At 55.8% G+C, this 16655-nt stretch carries 12 protein-coding genes; all 12 read left to right on the forward strand.

What is annotated here, in order from left to right; genetic code table 11:
• Positions 1 to 9: 9 nt before the first annotated feature.
• The 12 genes from MMC1_RS05290 to MMC1_RS05345 all read left to right on the forward strand — a co-directional run bounded on the left by MMC1_RS05290 (position 10) and on the right by MMC1_RS05345 (position 16309).
• Positions 10 to 1251 (forward strand): lipoprotein-releasing ABC transporter permease subunit, encoded by a 1242-nt coding sequence (locus MMC1_RS05290; RefSeq protein ID WP_011712708.1) that lies wholly within the window; start codon positions 10 to 12, stop codon positions 1249 to 1251.
• Complete coding sequence (locus MMC1_RS05295; RefSeq protein WP_011712709.1) at positions 1244 to 1942, forward strand: ABC transporter ATP-binding protein; 699 nt, start codon at positions 1244 to 1246, stop codon at positions 1940 to 1942. The genes MMC1_RS05290 and MMC1_RS05295 overlap by 8 nt, the downstream gene beginning before the upstream one ends.
• A gap of 9 nt (positions 1943 to 1951) precedes the next feature.
• On the forward strand, positions 1952 to 5077 hold the full coding sequence (locus MMC1_RS05300; protein WP_011712710.1) for a PAS domain S-box protein: 3126 nt from the start codon (positions 1952 to 1954) through the stop codon (positions 5075 to 5077).
• 3 nt (positions 5078 to 5080) lie between these two features.
• Entirely contained in the window at positions 5081 to 5752 is a 672-nt protein-coding gene (locus MMC1_RS05305; RefSeq protein ID WP_011712711.1) for a site-2 protease family protein, read from the forward strand.
• A 144-nt stretch (positions 5753 to 5896) separates the two neighbouring features.
• On the forward strand, positions 5897 to 6916 hold the full coding sequence (gene trpS / locus MMC1_RS05310; protein ID WP_011712712.1) for a tryptophan--tRNA ligase: 1020 nt from the start codon (positions 5897 to 5899) through the stop codon (positions 6914 to 6916).
• 70 nt (positions 6917 to 6986) lie between these two features.
• Positions 6987 to 7985, forward strand: a complete 999-nt coding sequence (locus MMC1_RS05315) for a pseudouridine synthase (RefSeq protein WP_011712713.1) — start codon at positions 6987 to 6989, stop codon at positions 7983 to 7985.
• Positions 7982 to 8671, forward strand: a complete 690-nt coding sequence (locus tag MMC1_RS05320; protein ID WP_011712714.1) for an endonuclease III domain-containing protein — start codon at positions 7982 to 7984, stop codon at positions 8669 to 8671. Before MMC1_RS05315 ends, MMC1_RS05320 begins: the two co-directional genes overlap by 4 nt.
• An 11-nt stretch (positions 8672 to 8682) precedes the next feature.
• Positions 8683 to 10581: a DNA mismatch repair endonuclease MutL gene (gene mutL, locus MMC1_RS05325; RefSeq protein ID WP_011712715.1), complete on the forward strand. Its 1899-nt coding sequence runs from the start codon at positions 8683 to 8685 to the stop codon at positions 10579 to 10581.
• Positions 10582 to 11283: 702 nt separating this feature from the next.
• On the forward strand, positions 11284 to 11544 hold the full coding sequence (locus tag MMC1_RS05330; protein ID WP_011712716.1) for a DUF4212 domain-containing protein: 261 nt from the start codon (positions 11284 to 11286) through the stop codon (positions 11542 to 11544).
• Positions 11545 to 11563: 19 nt separating this feature from the next.
• Positions 11564 to 13393 (forward strand): sodium:solute symporter family protein, encoded by a 1830-nt coding sequence (locus MMC1_RS05335; RefSeq protein ID WP_011712717.1) that lies wholly within the window; start codon positions 11564 to 11566, stop codon positions 13391 to 13393.
• Between the two features lie 243 nt (positions 13394 to 13636).
• Positions 13637 to 15511: a putative nucleotidyltransferase substrate binding domain-containing protein gene (locus MMC1_RS05340; protein WP_011712718.1), complete on the forward strand. Its 1875-nt coding sequence runs from the start codon at positions 13637 to 13639 to the stop codon at positions 15509 to 15511.
• Between the two features lie 105 nt (positions 15512 to 15616).
• A complete protein-coding gene (locus MMC1_RS05345) occupies positions 15617 to 16309 on the forward strand; it encodes an exonuclease domain-containing protein (protein WP_011712719.1) in 693 nt (230 codons plus the stop codon).
• The last annotated feature ends 346 nt before the right edge of the window (positions 16310 to 16655 follow it).

The raw sequence follows: 16655 nt of genomic DNA on the forward strand, positions 1-16655 counted from the left end.
GGAGCAGCCATGTTCAGCAGCTTTGAGTGGCGGGTGGGGCTGCGCTATCTGCGGGCCAAACGCAGCCAGCGTTTTATTAGTGCCATTACCGCCCTATCGGTGGCGGGTATTGCCTTGGGGGTGGCGGCGCTGATTGTGGTGTTGGCCGTCATGACCGGCTTTCAGGGAGAGCTGCAACGGCAGATCCTGGGCGTGGTGAGCCATGTGGTGGTGCAGTCCTACGGCGGCAGCATGGAGGATGTCGAGGGCGTGCTGCGCAAGGTGCAGAGCCGTCCCAATGTAACCGGGGCGGCCCCTTTTGTGTTGGCCAACGCCCTTATTTACAACGGCGGGCAAGCCTATGGTATCGCCCTGCGTGGGGTTGATCCTGAACGGGAGAAGGGGGTTTCCAACCTGCACGTCAACATGGTGCGCGGGGATGTGGCCGCCATGGCCGGTTTTGGGGTGGTATTGGGGGAGTCTTTGGCCCGCAACTTGGGGGTTGGGCTCAATGACCGCATCACCCTCATGGTGCCCAAGGGCAATGTGACCCCCGCCGGTACGGTGCCCAGGGTTAAACGCTTTCGGGTGGCGGGGATCTTTGATTCGGGCATGCATGAGTATGACACCAATCTGGCCTATATCCATATTAACGACGCTCAAAAGCTGCTGCGCTTGGGAGAGAGTGTGACCGGTATTGAGGTTAAAACCCCCCACCCGGATCTGGCCATGGGGGTGCGGCAGGATTTGGAAAAACAGCTATCCGGCCACTTTTGGATACGCGACTGGATGCAGATGAACCGTAACTTTTTTAATGCCATCAAACTAGAGAAGGCCACCATGTTTGTGATCCTCTCGCTGGTGGTGTTGGTGGCGGCTTTTAATATCATCAGCTCGTTGATCATGGTGGTTATGGAGAAGGGTAAGGATATTGCGATCCTGAAAACCATGGGGGCCAGAAGTCACTCGATTATGGCGATTTTTTTAATCAACGGTGGCATCATTGGGGTGGGTGGAACGTTAGCCGGGTTGGCCTTGGGTTTGGTGCTGGCAGAAAATCTGGAGCGTACCATCGGTTGGATTGAACGCACCTTTGGTTTGCAAATTCTGCATGGTGATGTCTACTTTATCGACAAACTCCCGGCCCAGGTGCTGCCATCGGATCTGTTTTGGATTACCGTTATTTCGCTGAGCATTAGCCTGCTCTCGACCCTCTATCCTGCGTGGCGGGCTTCCCGCGTGGACCCGGTGGAGGCGCTGCGTTATGAATGATACCGCAACGCCCCTGCTGGAGGCTCATAACCTAACCCGGGGTTTTCAAACCGAGGGGGGCACCGTCGAGGTGCTCAAGGGGGTGGATCTCTCTCTGGCACGGGGGGATATGGTGGCACTGCTGGGCCAGTCAGGCGCGGGCAAGAGCACGCTTATTCAGATTCTTGGCACCCTGGATCGTCCCACCACCGGCAGCGTGCGGATGACGGGGGTCGACCTGTTTAAGCTCTCCCGCAGCCAATTGGCCCGTTGGCGCAATGAAAATATCGCCTTTGTCTACCAGCAGCACCGGCTGTTGCCCGAGTTCTCAGCATTGGAAAATGTGATGCTGCCCTTGCTGATCCGCCGCATGGGGCAGGCTCCCGCCAGCAAACAGGCCCAGCAGGTGTTGGAGCGGGTGGGGCTGGCCCATCGGCAGAGCCATCGCCCTGGTCAACTCTCCGGCGGGGAACAGCAGCGGGTCGCCATTGCGCGGGCCTTGGTGGGGGGGCCTAAGCTGCTGTTGGCCGATGAGCCCACCGGTAATCTGGATACCCATACGGCGGATGGTATTTTTGATCTGCTGCTGGCGCTCAATGCCGAGCAGCAACTTACCCAGTTGATTGTGACCCACAATCCCGATTTAGCCGCCCGCATGGGGCGCCGTGTGCGCATGCAGGATGGCCAGATTGTCGATGGGGACGCCCCCTAGGAGCGTATAATGTCACACCCTTCCCGGCAGGAGCGTGAACTGGCGCAGCGTTTTCAAACCCTGCGCATGGATTTCCTTGCGGAGATTCCGCCGCTCTGCCGCCATTTGGATCGCTTGGTGGCAGAACCCAGCGAAGGTAAGCGTCACCGCCGTTGGCACTGTGCCCAGTGGCATGCGCGTTTGCAGGGGGTGGTGGGCAGTTGTGCCACCTTTGAGTGCCGTGGCTTGCGGGATCTGGCGCAGGACGCGGGCAATCTTTTACAAAAATTGGCGCGTCAGGATGTCCCCCCACAGAGCAGCCAGCAGATGCGCCAGGAGTTGCGTGACCTGCTGGCTGCCTTGCAAGAGAGTGCCCAGCTTAAATTAAACGAGCCAGAGCTGGTCTTTCTGCCCAAGGAGTACAGCCTGTTTTTGCAGGAGGAGGTGCTCTCGCATACGGTGTTGGCCTTTTCCCATGATGCACGTTTGTTAGAGCAGTTGGGCCGCTCTTTAGCGAGTAAGGGCTACCGACTGGTGCCCATGCCCAGCTATCGCGCCATGCGGGATGAGGTGGTGCGCTCCTCCGCTGCCGCAGTGTTGGTGGATCTGGAGGCGATGTCGGCGGGGGTGGATGAGGGGGATATTCCCGGTTTACTCTGTCAAGAGCAGCCCATGCCCATGCCGCTGTTGGTATTGGGGGGCAGCGATAATATGGATCACCGTCTCTGTGCGGTGCGTTTGGGGAGTACCGCATTTCGGGCTCGCCCCATCGCTGCGGACGAGTTGGCGCGGCAGTTGATTGCCCATCACCAGCGTCATAACCACGCCCAGCGGGCGCGGGTGTTGATTATGGATGATAATGAACCCTTGGGGCGCTTTTATCAGATGTTGCTGGAGCTGGCGGAGATGGAGGTCGTCTATATCCGTGAGGCCGAGGAGCTGCTGCCTGCCATTCAGCGTTTTAAGCCCGAGGTGCTGTTGCTGGATCTCTATATGCCTGACGCCAATGGTTTGGAGATTGCGGCGGTGGTGCGGCAGAGCGATAGCAACGCGGATCTGCCGATTTTGCTGATGGTCGAAAATAATGCCGGGCGGCGCATACTGGACCAAACCAAGGAGAGCGAGAGCTTTTTGATCAAGCCGGTGCAGCCGGGTTTGATGGTGCGGGCGGTGATTGAACGGGTGCGGCAGCGCCGCCAGACGGTGGGCCGGGTGGAGTATATGCGCTCGGCGCTGCATGAGCTGGAACAGTTGCAGCTCGCGCTTAACCAACACGCCATTGTCAGTGTCACCGATCAAGATGGCAATATTACCTTCGTAAACCAAAAATTTTGTCAAACCAGTGGTTATACCCCCAATGAACTGATTGGCAACAACCACCGCATGCTGAAATCGGACCAGCACCCTGCCAGCTTTTATCAAGAGATGTGGGCGACCATTACCCAGGGGCAGACGTGGCACGGCCAGGTTAAAAACCGGCGTAAAAATGGGACCACCTATTGGGTTTCGGCCACCATTGTGCCCTTTTTGGATGGGGATGGTACGCCTCGGGAATATATTTCGGTACGCACCGACGTTACTGCCCAAAAGGCTGCCCAGGAGCGCTACCGCGCCTCGGAACAGCGTCTGCGGGCGATTTTGGATAACACCCATGAAGGGGTGGTGGTGATGGAGGCCAGCGGTCAGATTGAGATGCTCAATCCAGCGGCGGCCCGTATTTTTGGTTATACCTTGGCCGACATGCCGCAACCAACCATCCAGTGGTTATTGCCCGAGTTCCCTTTAACCGACATTTTAAATGATGCCCATCTCCACGAAGGGGGTGGGGCTGGCGATGTTAGCCACGCCAACCTTTATCGGGAGATGGCCGCCAACCGCTCGGACGGTTCGCGTATGTTGTTGGGGGTCTCCGTGAGCAGCTTTCATTTGGAAGAGAGCGCGGTGTGTGTGGCGGTGGTGCGGGATATTACCGCCCGTAAAATGGAGGAGATCGAGCTTAAACAGGCCAAAGAGGTCGCCGAGCGGGCCAGTGCGGCCAAGACCCGTTTTCTTTCCAGTATGAGCCATGAGTTGCGCACCCCCATGAACGCCATTCTGGGCTTTGCGCAGGTGATGCAGTCCGACCCCAACGAGCCCTTGAGTGAGTCCCAGCGAGAGTGTACCCGTGAAATTATTCAGGCGGGTGGGCATCTGCTGGAGCTGATTAACGATGTGTTGGATTTGGCCAAGATCGAGGAGAACCGTATCAGCCTTAAAATGGCTCCGGTGCATGTGCAAGAGGTGATTCGCGAGGCGGTGGCGTTGGTCACGCCCATGGCGAACCGCAAGGGTATTCGCCTCTATCATGGTATGGGCGAGGGCGTGTGTGAGCGGTGTGATGTGCAGGCAGATCGCACGCGGTTAAAGCAGATTTTGATCAATCTTGCCACCAACGGGGTAAAATACAACCGCGAAGGGGGCGAGGTGGAGATAAGCTGTCGTTTGGCAGAGGCGGGGCGTGCCCGCATTGAGGTGCGGGATACGGGCATTGGCATTGCCGCCTTAAAGCAGGGGGATATTTTTGAGCCGTTTCACCGTTTGGTGGAAGATGGCACCATTGAGGGGACCGGCATCGGTCTTTCCATCGTTAAGCGGTTGGTCGAAGCCATGGGGGGCACGTTGGGTTTGGAGAGTCAGGAGGGGCAAGGCAGCCGTTTTTGGTTCCAGCTACCCAACAGTGGGATCTGTTCTCCAACCAAGCCACACGCCTCGCTGGTGGAGCCTGTGTCGGTGCGCCAAGTGGTGCTCTATGTGGAAAGCAACCCGGTGGATCTGCAATTGATGTCGGTGTTGATGCGCCGTTATGAACATTTGCGTCTGGATGCGGTGCGTGATCTGGAGGTCGCTCAGGCGCAACTGCAACAAGGCGAGGTGGATCTGTTATTAATCAATATTGGTGGTGGGGTGGAGCGTTGTGCCCCGCTGTTTGCGTGGATGCAGCAAACGCCGCATCTTAAAGCACTGCCGGTGATTGCCATCAGCGCGGATGATGAGGTAGAGAGCGGGGTGCGGAATCTGCCCGGTTCACCCCGTTTTATGCAAAAGCCCCTGGATCTGGAGCCGTTGATTGCCCATATCGGGCTGCTGTTGGAGAAGCCGCAAGCGAGAGAGGCCTAGGTTATGCCTGATTTGGCAACCCTTATGCAAAATATCATCATTTGGGCCCCGGGGGTGTTGCTGGCGATCACCCTGCATGAGTGGGCCCACGGCTACGCAGCCAGCCGTTTTGGCGACCACACAGCCGCCATGATGGGGCGGTTAAGTCTTAACCCTTTGGTGCATATTGATCTTATCTGGACCATTGTGGTACCCATTGGGATACTGATTTTTTCTATGGTCACCATGGGTCAGCCCTTTGCGTTTGGCGGGGCCAAACCGGTGCCGGTTAATCCGCGCAATTTTAGGGGCTCTTTGCGGGTGGCTATGTTTTGGGTCGCCATTGCGGGGCCATTGATGAATCTGATTTTGGCGGTGGTGGCGGCGCTACTGTTGCACGGCGTGGGTTTTTTGCCCGAATTTTTTGCCACTCCAGTCGCCTTGATGTTGCTGGCCATGCTCAAGATGAACGTCATTTTGGCTGTGTTCAATCTGCTGCCCATGCCGCCTTTGGATGGCGGGCGCATTGCTGTGGCTGTGCTACCACATCCCTGGGATCGCTACTGGGCCGGTATGGAGCGCTGGGGGATTGTGATTGTCATGGGTTTGGCTTTCACCGGCCTGTTGGGGCAGATTTTGGGGCCCATGATGGCGATGGTGACCCACGCCGTGGCCAGCATGACCGGCTTGATCTAATACGAGGACGGGCGTTTAATCCGACCGGTGGCAAAGGACAGCATGGCGTAGCGGGGGGCTCGCGGTGGCGGTTCAGGATTTTTTCTCACCGCGTGGTGAGGGGTGTGAACGATTTTTTAAAGACGTGTTGTAAGGAGAGTTTTTGTGTCCCAATCCCATCTGCCAGTCGTGTTCAGCGGGGCCCAACCCACCGGTCAATTGACCTTGGGTAACTATCTGGGGGCGCTGCGCCAGTGGATCGCGCTCCAAGCCGACCACGACTGTATCTTTTGTGTGGTGGATCTGCACGCCCTGACGGTGCGGCAAGACCCCGAAGAGCTGGCCGACTCCATCTACAGTTTGGCGGCCCTCTATCTGGCCTGTGGGATTGATCCCAGCCAGAGCACCATTTTTGTGCAGAGCCATGTGCCGGCCCATTCCGAGCTGGCGTGGCTGCTCAATACCTATACCCAAATGGGTGAGCTGGAGCGCATGACCCAGTTTAAGGATAAGTCCCAGCGGCATAAAAATAATATTAATGCCGGTCTGTTCACCTATCCCGTATTGATGGCGGCGGATATTCTGCTGTATGGCACCCAACGGGTGCCGGTGGGCGAGGATCAAAAGCAGCACCTGGAGCTGTCGCGGGACATTGCCATGCGCTTTAATGGGCTCTATGGGGATGTGCTGGTGGTGCCAGAACCGATGATCCCTCGTGGCGGGGCACGGGTTAAGGATCTGCAAGAGCCCACCAAAAAAATGTCCAAGAGTGCGGAGTCGGATCTGGCGAAAGTGATGATGCTGGACGACTCTGCCCGCATCGTGAAAAAATTTAAAAAAGCGGTCACCGATAATGAGGCCACCATCCGCTTTGATGAGGTCAATCAGCCCGGTGTGGCCAATTTGCTGAATATCTATACCGCCTTGACCGGTATGAGCATGGAGGCGGCATTGGCCCACTTTGATCACCATATGTATGGTAAACTCAAAGTTGAGACCGCCGAGGCGGTGGTCGCGGTGTTGGAGCCTATCCGCACCCGCTATGCCGAGATTCGTGGCGACCGTGCCTATCTGCAAGAGGTGTTGGCGCAGGGGGCAGAGAAGGCCCGCGCCCGTGCCGAAGGGGTGATGCGTAAGGTGCAACAGGCGATCGGCCTGCCGTTGGATACCCACCGCTTTCGCTAGGGTGGGTGGTTGCTCTACGTTTGCATAAAAAATGAAGTTTTCGTTTCTGTTAGGGTGTTAGGAAACCATTATGAGCCAGGCTAAAAGCCGCCGTAAAAAACGTGTGGTCAGTTGCAGCACAGGGAGCTGTGCCACCAATACGGGGGGTCCCAAACGGAGCAGCGGTGGGGCTGTACACAAAGGTAAGGGCTCCACCACCGCCAAAAGCCGCAATGTTGCACCCCGCGCGGCGGGCACGGTGCGGGCGGCGGGCTCGCCGCGGGTGATTGGCGAAGCCCCACGACTGCAAAAATGGTTGGCCGAGCAGGGGCTCTGCTCCCGTCGTGAGGGCGAGGTGTGGATTCAAGAGGGGCGGGTTTCCATCAATGGCGAGGTGGTGACGGAGCTGGGGGTTAAGGTTGCCAAGCGTGACCGGGTAGCGGTGGATGGTCAATTGGTGACGCCTCAGCGTAGCCGCGATACCGCCATTATTCTGCACAAACCCAAGAGCATTATCTGCACCCGCAGCGATCCCCAGGGGCGTCGCACCATCTTTGACCTTATTGAAAATCACGGCAGTAGCCGGTTGATTACGGTGGGGCGTTTAGACATCAACTCCGAAGGCTTGATCATTCTGACCAGTGACGGCCAACTGGCCCATGGCTTGATGCACCCCTCGCGGGAGGTGCCACGCGTCTACCGAGTCAAGACCCATGGTATTTTGTTGGCGTCGCAGTTGGAGCAGATCCGTACCGTCGGGGTGCGGCTGGAAGATGGCCCCACCGGCCCCTTGGAGATCGTTTTGGACCGGGGGCGGGAGCAGGGCAATAACAGCTGGTATACCATCACCCTACGTGAAGGGCGTAACCGCGAGGTGCGGCGCATCTTTGACCATTTTGGGCTACAGGTGGCGCGTTTGCTGCGGGTGGGCTATGGCGGCATTTCATTGGGGAACTTGGAACCCGGCGCGTGGCGTCCGGTGACGGTGGATGAGTGGAACATGCTGCAAAAGATCTCTAAACGGCCAATCCCAGGGGAGAGCGCTCAGGCGATTCCAGAGCGGGGGGGCGGCCAGGACGATGAGGCATGAGCACGGCGGGGCAGGCATCTTGTTTGATGCAGGCCCGCAGTTGGCCCTTGCCAACCCTCTACAGCCATCTGTTGCAGCACTATGGGCCGCAACACTGGTGGCCCGCCCAGAGCCATTTTGAGATGATGTTGGGGGCGTTGCTGGTGCAAAATACCAGTTGGAGCGCCGCCCATGGGGCGGTGCGAGCGCTCCAGTTGGCCGCGCTGGATAGCCCCGCCGCCTTGCGCTCGGCACCCGATGAGTCGATTCACGAGCGGATTCAGGGTGCCGGATATTTTCGTCAAAAAACAAAAAAACTCAAAGCGTTGGCTCAGTTTATGGGCCAATATCAAGATAGCCCGCAACGGCTGTTTGAGCAGGAGGGGGCGGCCCTGCGCGCTACCCTGTTGACGGTGCATGGTATCGGCCCAGAGACGGCAGATTGCATCTGTTGTTACGAGGCCGGGCAGCCCTGGTTTGTGGTGGATCGTTACACCCAGCGGTTGTTTCAACGGTTGGGCTGGTTGGATCAGCCTTGGCCCTATGAGACCGTGCAGCAGGCGGTCCATGCGCTGCTGCCCCACAGTGCCCCTGTTTTGGGGGAATTTCATGCGTTAATTGTGCAACATAGCAAACAACACTGTAGCGCCAAACCCCAATGCCAGGGATGCCCCGTAACCCACTATTGTGCCTTTGTGGCCCGCTGAGATGACCTGTCATGAGCCCTGTTAGCCGTCCCCGTGTGCAGCAGTTGCCAGAAACCCTCGCCAACCAGATCGCCGCCGGTGAGGTGGTGGAGCGCCCCGCTTCGGTGATCAAAGAGCTGGTGGAGAACAGTATTGATGCCGGTGCCAGCCTGATTGAGGTTAAGGCTGAGCAGGGCGGCAAGCGGTTGATGCAGGTGGTGGATAATGGCCATGGTATGTCCGAGGATGAGGCCAGTTTGGCCTTGACCCGGCATGCGACCTCTAAAATTCATACCGCTGAGGATCTGTTTCGCATTGCCACCCTGGGTTTTCGGGGTGAGGCGCTGCCATCGGTGGGATCGGTGGCCCAGTTGGAGTTGGCTACCCGCATTGAAGAAAACGCCGATGGGGTGGCACTCACGGTTATGGGGGGGGCTCGGCAGGCGTCCAAGCGGTTGGCGATGCCGGTGGGGACGCGGGTAACGGTACGCAATCTCTTTTTTAATACTCCGGCGCGGTTAAAATTCCTCAAGGCAGATCGTACGGAAGCCAATCAAATTATGGAGTTGATGCAACGCTTTGCCATTGCCTACCCCCATGTTGGGTTTAAGCTGAGCCTCAATGGTAAGGAGGTGCAACACTATCGCGCGGTGGCCGACGAGAGCGCCTATGTGGAGCGTTTGGGGGCGGTGCTGGGGGCCGAGTTTATTCCCAACTGTATGGAGATTAACAGCGGCGATGCGCAGATGCGGGTGCGTGGTTGGGTGGGGCTGCCGACCCTTAATCGGGGCTCGGCCTCGGCGATGCATCTGTTTGTGAATGGCCGTTGGGTGCGGGATAAGGTGGTGACGGCGGCGGTGCGCGAGGCCTATCGGGATCTGATGCCCAGGGAGCGTTTTCCGTTGACCGCGCTGTTTGTGCAGGTGGACCCAGAAGAGGTGGATGTCAATGTGCATCCCGCCAAGGCCGAGGTACGTTTTCGCCATGGGCAGAGTGTCTATGGCCTGCTTAGACGCACCTTAGCCGAGGTGCTGCACGGTATGGGGGCGCGGTGTTATCAAGCCAGCGAAGCCCCATTGCAGAGTGCCGAGGAGCCACCGGAGTATGGCGCGGATTTGGGCAAGCAGCGGCTGGCGGAGCCTGTGCAGTTGCCGGCGGCGGTGAGCCAACCGGAGCGTTGGCGGCCCAGCTATCCGCCTGCGGGTGAAGGGGTGCCCCGTGCCGCAGCGGTGGCCAACTGGTCCCCTCAGCGGCAGGGGGCCTTGCCTTTGCAGAGCCGGGATAGCTACAGCCCCGCCCCGGGTCAACCCCGCCCGACAGCACCTCACCATGAGGCTGCTATGGATCATGGCCCCTTGGGGCAGGCGGTGGCCCAGTTGCACAATCTGTACATTGTGGCGCAGAGTGAGCAGGGCATGGTGTTAATTGACCAGCATGCAGCCCATGAGCGGATTGTCTATGAGCGCATGAAAGGGGCCTGGGCCCGTAAGGAGAAGGTCGAGACCCAGATGTTGTTGATGCCCGAGGTGCTGCAACTAAGCGAGGTGGAGGCCGAACGTATGAGCCATTGGCGCTCGACTTTGCAGCAGTTGGGGATTGCTGTGGAGCCCTTTGGGCAGAACGCCTTTGTCATTCGTGAGGTACCCGCCCTATTGGCGCGGGGCCAGATCGCACCGTTGGTGCGGGATGTGGTGGAGCAGTTGGAGCAGGTGGGTCAGGAGAGCGCTTTGAGCGAAGCCCAGGATGCGGTATTGGCCAGCATGGCCTGTCATGGTTCGGTGCGATCGGGGCGGGCGCTTACCCGTGAAGAGATGAACGCCCTGTTGCGGGAGATGGAGCGCACCCCCCACACGGGGCAGTGTAACCATGGTCGGCCTACCCATGTTCGGTTGAGTTTGGCGGATCTGGAGCGCCTGTTTGAGCGCCGTTAAGGAGAAGCGGGTAGGGGAGCCCAAGCGAGAAAAGCGGTGTTTGTAGAAAGGCCCTCCTGCGGGATAAAAAAACCGGCGATGCGTGGCTAAGTAGCGTGGTAGACGTTGCTACAGACGCAACGAGGTTGGTAACACCATCGCAGGTATACATATTCTTTATTATATATATGATTATCTGATTGCAAGTAGAGGCTGGCAATTAAAGGGGCATGGATAATAAAGATGGGGTTGTATTGGAAATCCTTCTTATATAAGCGTTTGCTGTTGTAGAAAAAGGAAGTTTTATTATGTTTATTCACGCCATTCATGAAATCAATGTCACGATATGTAGGAAATAGAACGTCATTATAGATTGCATGAATGTTAGCTATTGCTGTGAATGCATGTAGAGAATAAAAAAATATCCATATAAAATAAGTAGATATGACTATACATTGAAAAGTTAAAAGTGATGGGTAAAACTATCAATAAAATATAGAAAGCTTCTGGAAAAAAGCTTGGCAGTGGGTGGCGGAATGCAGTATGAATAATCAATCATCCATCGGATAAGTGCTGTGAATATCCATCAACAGATATACGTTTAAGTGAAATCTGTGCCTGGTAGCAGTGTGTTTTTTGGTTGGGTCGCACCATGGACGGCCCCTGAATCTATTGGCGTGGGGTGTTTGCGCACGGCCAATTTTGAGCATGAGGGAGAACGGTATGAGTGGAAAGACGGATAATACAGCTTACTGGCAGGCCAATGTGCGCCTGCTGTTGAGCCTTTTGGTGGTGTGGTTTGTTGTCTCCTATGGGTTTGGTATCCTGCTGGTGGATGTGTTGAACAACATCTCGCTTGGTGGTTATCCTCTGGGGTTCTGGTTTGCTCAACAAGGTGCCATCTACTCCTTCGTGATTCTGATTTTTGTCTATGTGGTCAGAATGAATGCTCTGGATAAAGAGCACGGCGTCTCTGAAGAGTGATCGAGAGGATTAAGACAATATGGAACTGCAACTGTTAATCTACCTGTTTGTTGGCCTGTCGTTTGCTCTGTATATCGGCATTGCGATTTGGTCTAAAGCCAGCTCCACCGGTGAGTTTTATGTCGCGGGTGGTGGTGTTCATCCCATCGCCAACGGCATGGCCACTGCGGCGGACTGGATGAGCGCGGCCTCCTTCATCTCCATGGCGGGCTTGATCGCCTTTATGGGCTATGAAGGGGGTATGTACCTTATGGGTTGGACCGGCGGCTATGTGCTGTTGGCCCTGCTGCTGGCCCCCTACCTGCGCAAGTTTGGTAAGTTTACGGTGCCCGAGTTCATTGGGGATCGTTACTACTCGTCAACCGCGCGGGTGGTGGCGGTGATCTGCCTTATCTTTATCTCCTTTACCTACGTGGCCGGCCAGATGCGCGGCGTGGGTATTGTCTTCTCCCGCTTTTTGGAGATGGACATTTTCTGGGGCATGGTGGTGGGTATGGGGATCGTCTTCTCCTACGCCGTGTTGGGGGGGATGAAGGGTGTTACCTACACCCAGGTAGCTCAGTATTGTGTGTTGATTGTGGCTTACACGGTACCGGCGGTGTTTATTGCCATCCAGTTCACCGGCAATCCTCTGCCGCAGATCGCTTTGGGTTCCGAGATGCTGGACGGTTCTGGCTATCTGCTGCAAACCTTGGACAAGGTTTTGGTGGATATCGGTATTTCTAGTTATACCGAACCCTTTAACAGCAAAGAGCGCATTGACGTGTTTGCCATCACCCTGGCGTTGATGGTGGGTACGGCGGGTCTGCCCCACGTGATTGTGCGCTTCTTCACCGTGCCTAAAGTGCGGGATGCGCGTAAATCAGCCGGTTGGGCCTTGATCTTTATTGCCCTGCTCTACACCACCGCGCCTGCGGTGGGTGCCCTCTCCATGATGAACCTGGTTAACACCGTTAATGGTAAAGATGGCACAGGCACCAAATATACCGAAATGCCCAACTGGTTTAAAACCTGGGAGACCTCGGGTCTGATCGCTTGGTATGACCACAATGGCGACGGTAAATTGCAGTATGCGGGTGGTAATGCCCTGGCTGGCAAGCCTGCCTTTAGTGACACCGCACGGGGTGCCCATGGTGAGCGTGTGGTCACCAACCCCAATCCCAAGCCTGTTCAAAAGGGCACCAAAAATTTCGCCAACGAGATCTATGTTGACCGCGACATTATGGTGCTGGCTAACCCAGAAATTGCGCAACTGCCCAACTGGGTCATCGCTTTGGTGGCAGCCGGTGGTATTGCTGCGGCACTCTCCACCGCTGCGGGTCTGTTACTGGTGATTTCGGCCAGTATCTCCCATGACTTGCTCAAGGGTACCTTTGCACCGGGTATCTCCGAGAAAAACGAACTATTGGCAGGTCGTATTGCCGCTGCGGTGGCGGTGTTGGTGGCTGGTTATTTGGGCTACCATCCTCCTGCTTTCGTGGCGCAGGTGGTGGCCTTTGCCTTCGGTTTGGCGGCATCATCCCTGTTCCCGGTCATCATTATGGGTATCTTTAGCACCCGTATGAACCGTGAAGGGGCGATTGCGGGTATGTTGGTGGGCCTGATGTTTACCATGGGCTACATCATCTACTTCAAGGGCATCTTCATTGATCCCATCGCCATTGCCAACACCAAAGAGTATTGGTTGTTTGGTATCTCTCCTGAGGGAATTGGCTCTGTGGGTATGTTGCTGAACTTTGCAACCGCCTTCACCATCTCCCGGATCACCAAGGCTCCGCCAGAGGCGATTCAACACATGGTCGAAGATATCCGCATTCCTAAGGGTGCGGGTTCGGCGACCCATCACTAAGCCCTCGCGCTGGTGGTGCATGAAGAAACCCCGCCCGCCTGGGCGGGGTTTTTTTATAAAACCCGTCATTTTTTTAGAGATGAGCATCGGTCTTGGCCTCTCAGCCCCTGGGCTTGCGGCACACCCCCTAATCAGGGGTGGGGGTGGGCAAAAAGCGCTGGGGATCTGCGCTTGAGGGCAAGCACCTCCTTTTTGACACCCTGTTTGGGGTGGGGTTAAACATTCAGCAAGGGCTGGCCTGTTATGGATATTGAGCTTTTACAAATCAGGGATTTTCTCACCCAACGTCACCCTTTTGATCAGTTGCCAAAAGAGGTGATGGATACCATTCCCAGTCAGCTAGAGATACGTTATGTACGCCGTAATACAGCGGTATTGACGCCAGGGAACCACAATAACTATCTGCACATTATACGCACCGGTGCGGTGGAGACACGGGATCCCAATAACCAACTGCTGGCACACCTGGATGAGGGGGATGTGTTTGGGGTGGGTTCGTTGATGAATGGGGGCAAGGTGCAAAACGCCAATGTGGCCACAGAAGATAGCCTGATCTACCTTATGCCCTTCGATCTATTTCGCCAGCTCTGTGACAACCATTCGCACTTTTCTTATTACTTTGACCCCATGGGGGCACAGCGTCTGCGCAGTGCCATTCAGGTGCGGGATTCTCATGAGGTGCAGAGCAAAACCCCCATTATTATCCAGGCGATCGAAGATGTGATGGCCCGCTCACCCATTACCGGTACGGCGCACATGAGCATTCGTGAAGCGGCGGCCAAAATGACGGAGATTCAGGTTTCGTCGCTGTTGATTGTGGATGAACAGGAACAGCTTATTGGCATTATTACCGACCGAGATTTGCGTAAACGGGTGATTGTGGCCGGGTTGGACACCGCTCGGCCAGTTGCCGATATTATGACGGCCAATCCTTCCACCATTGAAAGTGCGGCCTCGGTAAGTGAGGCGCAGTTGATGATGATGCGCACCCATATTCACCATATTCCTGTGACCAAAGCAGGTAAGTTGGTGGGCATGATTACCAATACCGATCTGGTGCGCAACCAGCCGGCCTCGGCGGTGCAGTTGATGGGTATTGTGCGCAAGGCGGAGGATGTGGAGGTGCTTGCGACGGCGTCGGAGCGCATTCCTAACATTTTGGTTAACCATATTGAAAGCGGTGTGGATAGCCATTTGATCGGTAAAATGATCACCTCTGTTACCGATGCGATCCATCGTCGTTTGTTGGAGTTGGCGCATCAAAAATTGGGGCCGTCGCCGGTCCCTTATGCTTGGATGGTGGGGGGCTCTCAGGCGCGTTACGAACAGACGGCGCATTCGGACCAGGATAATGCGTTGATTTTGTCCGATGATTATGTGGAAGCAGAGCATGGCGCCTATTTTGAACAACTGGCGATTTTCATGCGTGATGCGTTGGATCGCTGTGGTTACTATCTCTGCCCAGGGGATGTGATGGCCAGCAACCGTGAGTGGCGCCAGCCGGTATCAAAGTGGCTGCGCTACTTTAGCAAGTGGACCGAGGAGCCCGATCCCAAGGCTTTAATGTTAGCCAGTGTGTTTTTTGATATACGCTTTGTGGCCGGGCATGAGGCGCTGTTTACCCAAGTGCAGCAGCATATGTTGAGCAAGACCAGGGGCAATAATATCTTTTTGGCGTTCATGGCCTTTAACGCGCTTTCGCACACGCCGCCGTTGGGATTTTTCCGCAATTTTGTGCTGGTGCGGGATAAGGAGCACAAGGATACCTTTGATCTAAAACACACAGGGGTGGTGCCCATTGTGGATCTAGCCCGTGTTTACGCGCTGGATGCTGGGGTAACAGCGGTGGATACCATTGAACGGCTGAAGATGGCGATGGATGGCGGTGCAGTGAGCAAAGAGGGCTCTACGGACCTGATTGATGCCATGCGTTTTATTAACACGGTGCGTTTGCGGCATCAGGCAAAATTGATCAAGCAGGGCAAAAAGGCGGATAATTTTATGCCCCCTGAAGCGTTGACACAGTTTGACCGCAGCCATTTAAAAGACGCCTTTTCGGTGGTCAAGACCATGCAGGCTGCTTTGGGTCAACGCTTTCAGGTGGGGCGCTTCGGTTAAGTATCACAGGGTGCTGGGCCATGGGTGTGTTGCGCACAGTAGGGATTTTGGGCTGTGCGCAATGGGGTTAAAGGGCTGACTCAGAGTGTGGGGTGGGGGTAAGCGATGTTTTTTAAACGTGCCATTATGGAGTGGCGTCGCCAGCGGTTGTGGGCTGCTTCGCAACATGAGTTGGTGCGGGATTATCTATCGGTCCCCATTGTGGATGCCAAGACCGACTATCGGGATGTAAAATTTCTGGCGTTGGATCTGGAGACCACGGGGCTGGATCCTAACAAGAGTGAGATTTTGAGTGTCGGTTTTGTGCCGGTATACAATGGTCGTGTGGTGCTTAGCGGGTGTGCCCACTATTTGGTGCAGCCGGAGGGGGCCATTTCCCATGCATCGGCGGTGGTGCATGGCATTACCGACGATCATGCCGAGGCCTATGGTGAACCATTGTCTGTGGTGCTGCCCCGGGTGCTCAAGGCGTTGAAGGGGCATGTTTTACTGGCCCATCATTGTCCCATTGAGTTGAATTTTATACGCAAAGCCTGTCAAAGGCTTTATGGTGAGATGCCACTTATTCCCGCAGTGGATACTTTGGTGATCGAGCGGCAGATTATGGATCGTCGCAGCGGCACCTACGAGCCTGGCGCTCTGCGCCTGTTTACGGCGCGAACCCGCTATAATCTACCTCGCTATGCGGCCCACGATGCCTTAATGGATGCCATCGCCTGTGGTGAGCTCTTTTTGGCTCAAGCCGTTTATCAAGCGGGCAGAGGCACGCTCACCATGAACCGTCTCTTTAACCGTTAATGGTGCGTTTATTTACCTGTGTTTGCGGACGTGTCAATTGCGCCTAAACCACGTTGAGCGATCGCATGCGCGTTGTTGTCACACAAGCCATCCCCAGCAGCGGTTGGCAAGAGGGGTCGGTTTGTGGTCTAGATCAAAAATGCTTTCAAGCCGTAGGGGAAAGAGGTCGTCCTGCATGACACTTTTTCATCTTATCGCTTTATCGTTTGTCAGAGGGGCAGCATGGATTGAGTTTGTCTGAAATAACACGTTAACCGTATGTAGCATAGTTGCTTGTTGACAAGACTCTGTCTTTTTAATGTCCATAAATAGGGATGAATGCTTCAGATTAAAAAATATTTATTAT

Origin of the sequence: Magnetococcus marinus MC-1 (assembly GCF_000014865.1) — a bacterium.
GTDB classification, from domain to species: Bacteria; Pseudomonadota; Magnetococcia; order Magnetococcales; family Magnetococcaceae; genus Magnetococcus; species Magnetococcus marinus.

Excerpts from the sequence above, each read along its gene's own strand:
- MMC1_RS05335 (WP_011712717.1), top strand. The coding sequence starts at position 11,564 with ATGGAACTGCAACTGTTAATCTACCTGTTTGTTGGCCTGTCGTTTGCT.
- MMC1_RS05315 (WP_011712713.1), top strand. The coding sequence starts at position 6,987 with ATGAGCCAGGCTAAAAGCCGCCGTAAAAAACGTGTGGTCAGTTGCAGC.
- MMC1_RS05345 (WP_011712719.1), top strand. The coding sequence starts at position 15,617 with ATGTTTTTTAAACGTGCCATTATGGAGTGGCGTCGCCAGCGGTTGTGG.
- MMC1_RS05290 (WP_011712708.1), top strand. The coding sequence starts at position 10 with ATGTTCAGCAGCTTTGAGTGGCGGGTGGGGCTGCGCTATCTGCGGGCC.
- MMC1_RS05330 (WP_011712716.1), top strand. The coding sequence starts at position 11,284 with ATGAGTGGAAAGACGGATAATACAGCTTACTGGCAGGCCAATGTGCGC.
- MMC1_RS05340 (WP_011712718.1), top strand. The coding sequence starts at position 13,637 with ATGGATATTGAGCTTTTACAAATCAGGGATTTTCTCACCCAACGTCAC.
- MMC1_RS05320 (WP_011712714.1), top strand. The coding sequence starts at position 7,982 with ATGAGCACGGCGGGGCAGGCATCTTGTTTGATGCAGGCCCGCAGTTGG.
- MMC1_RS05305 (WP_011712711.1), top strand. The coding sequence starts at position 5,081 with ATGCCTGATTTGGCAACCCTTATGCAAAATATCATCATTTGGGCCCCG.
- mutL (WP_011712715.1), top strand. The coding sequence starts at position 8,683 with ATGAGCCCTGTTAGCCGTCCCCGTGTGCAGCAGTTGCCAGAAACCCTC.
- MMC1_RS05300 (WP_011712710.1), top strand. The coding sequence starts at position 1,952 with ATGTCACACCCTTCCCGGCAGGAGCGTGAACTGGCGCAGCGTTTTCAA.
- MMC1_RS05295 (WP_011712709.1), top strand. The coding sequence starts at position 1,244 with ATGAATGATACCGCAACGCCCCTGCTGGAGGCTCATAACCTAACCCGG.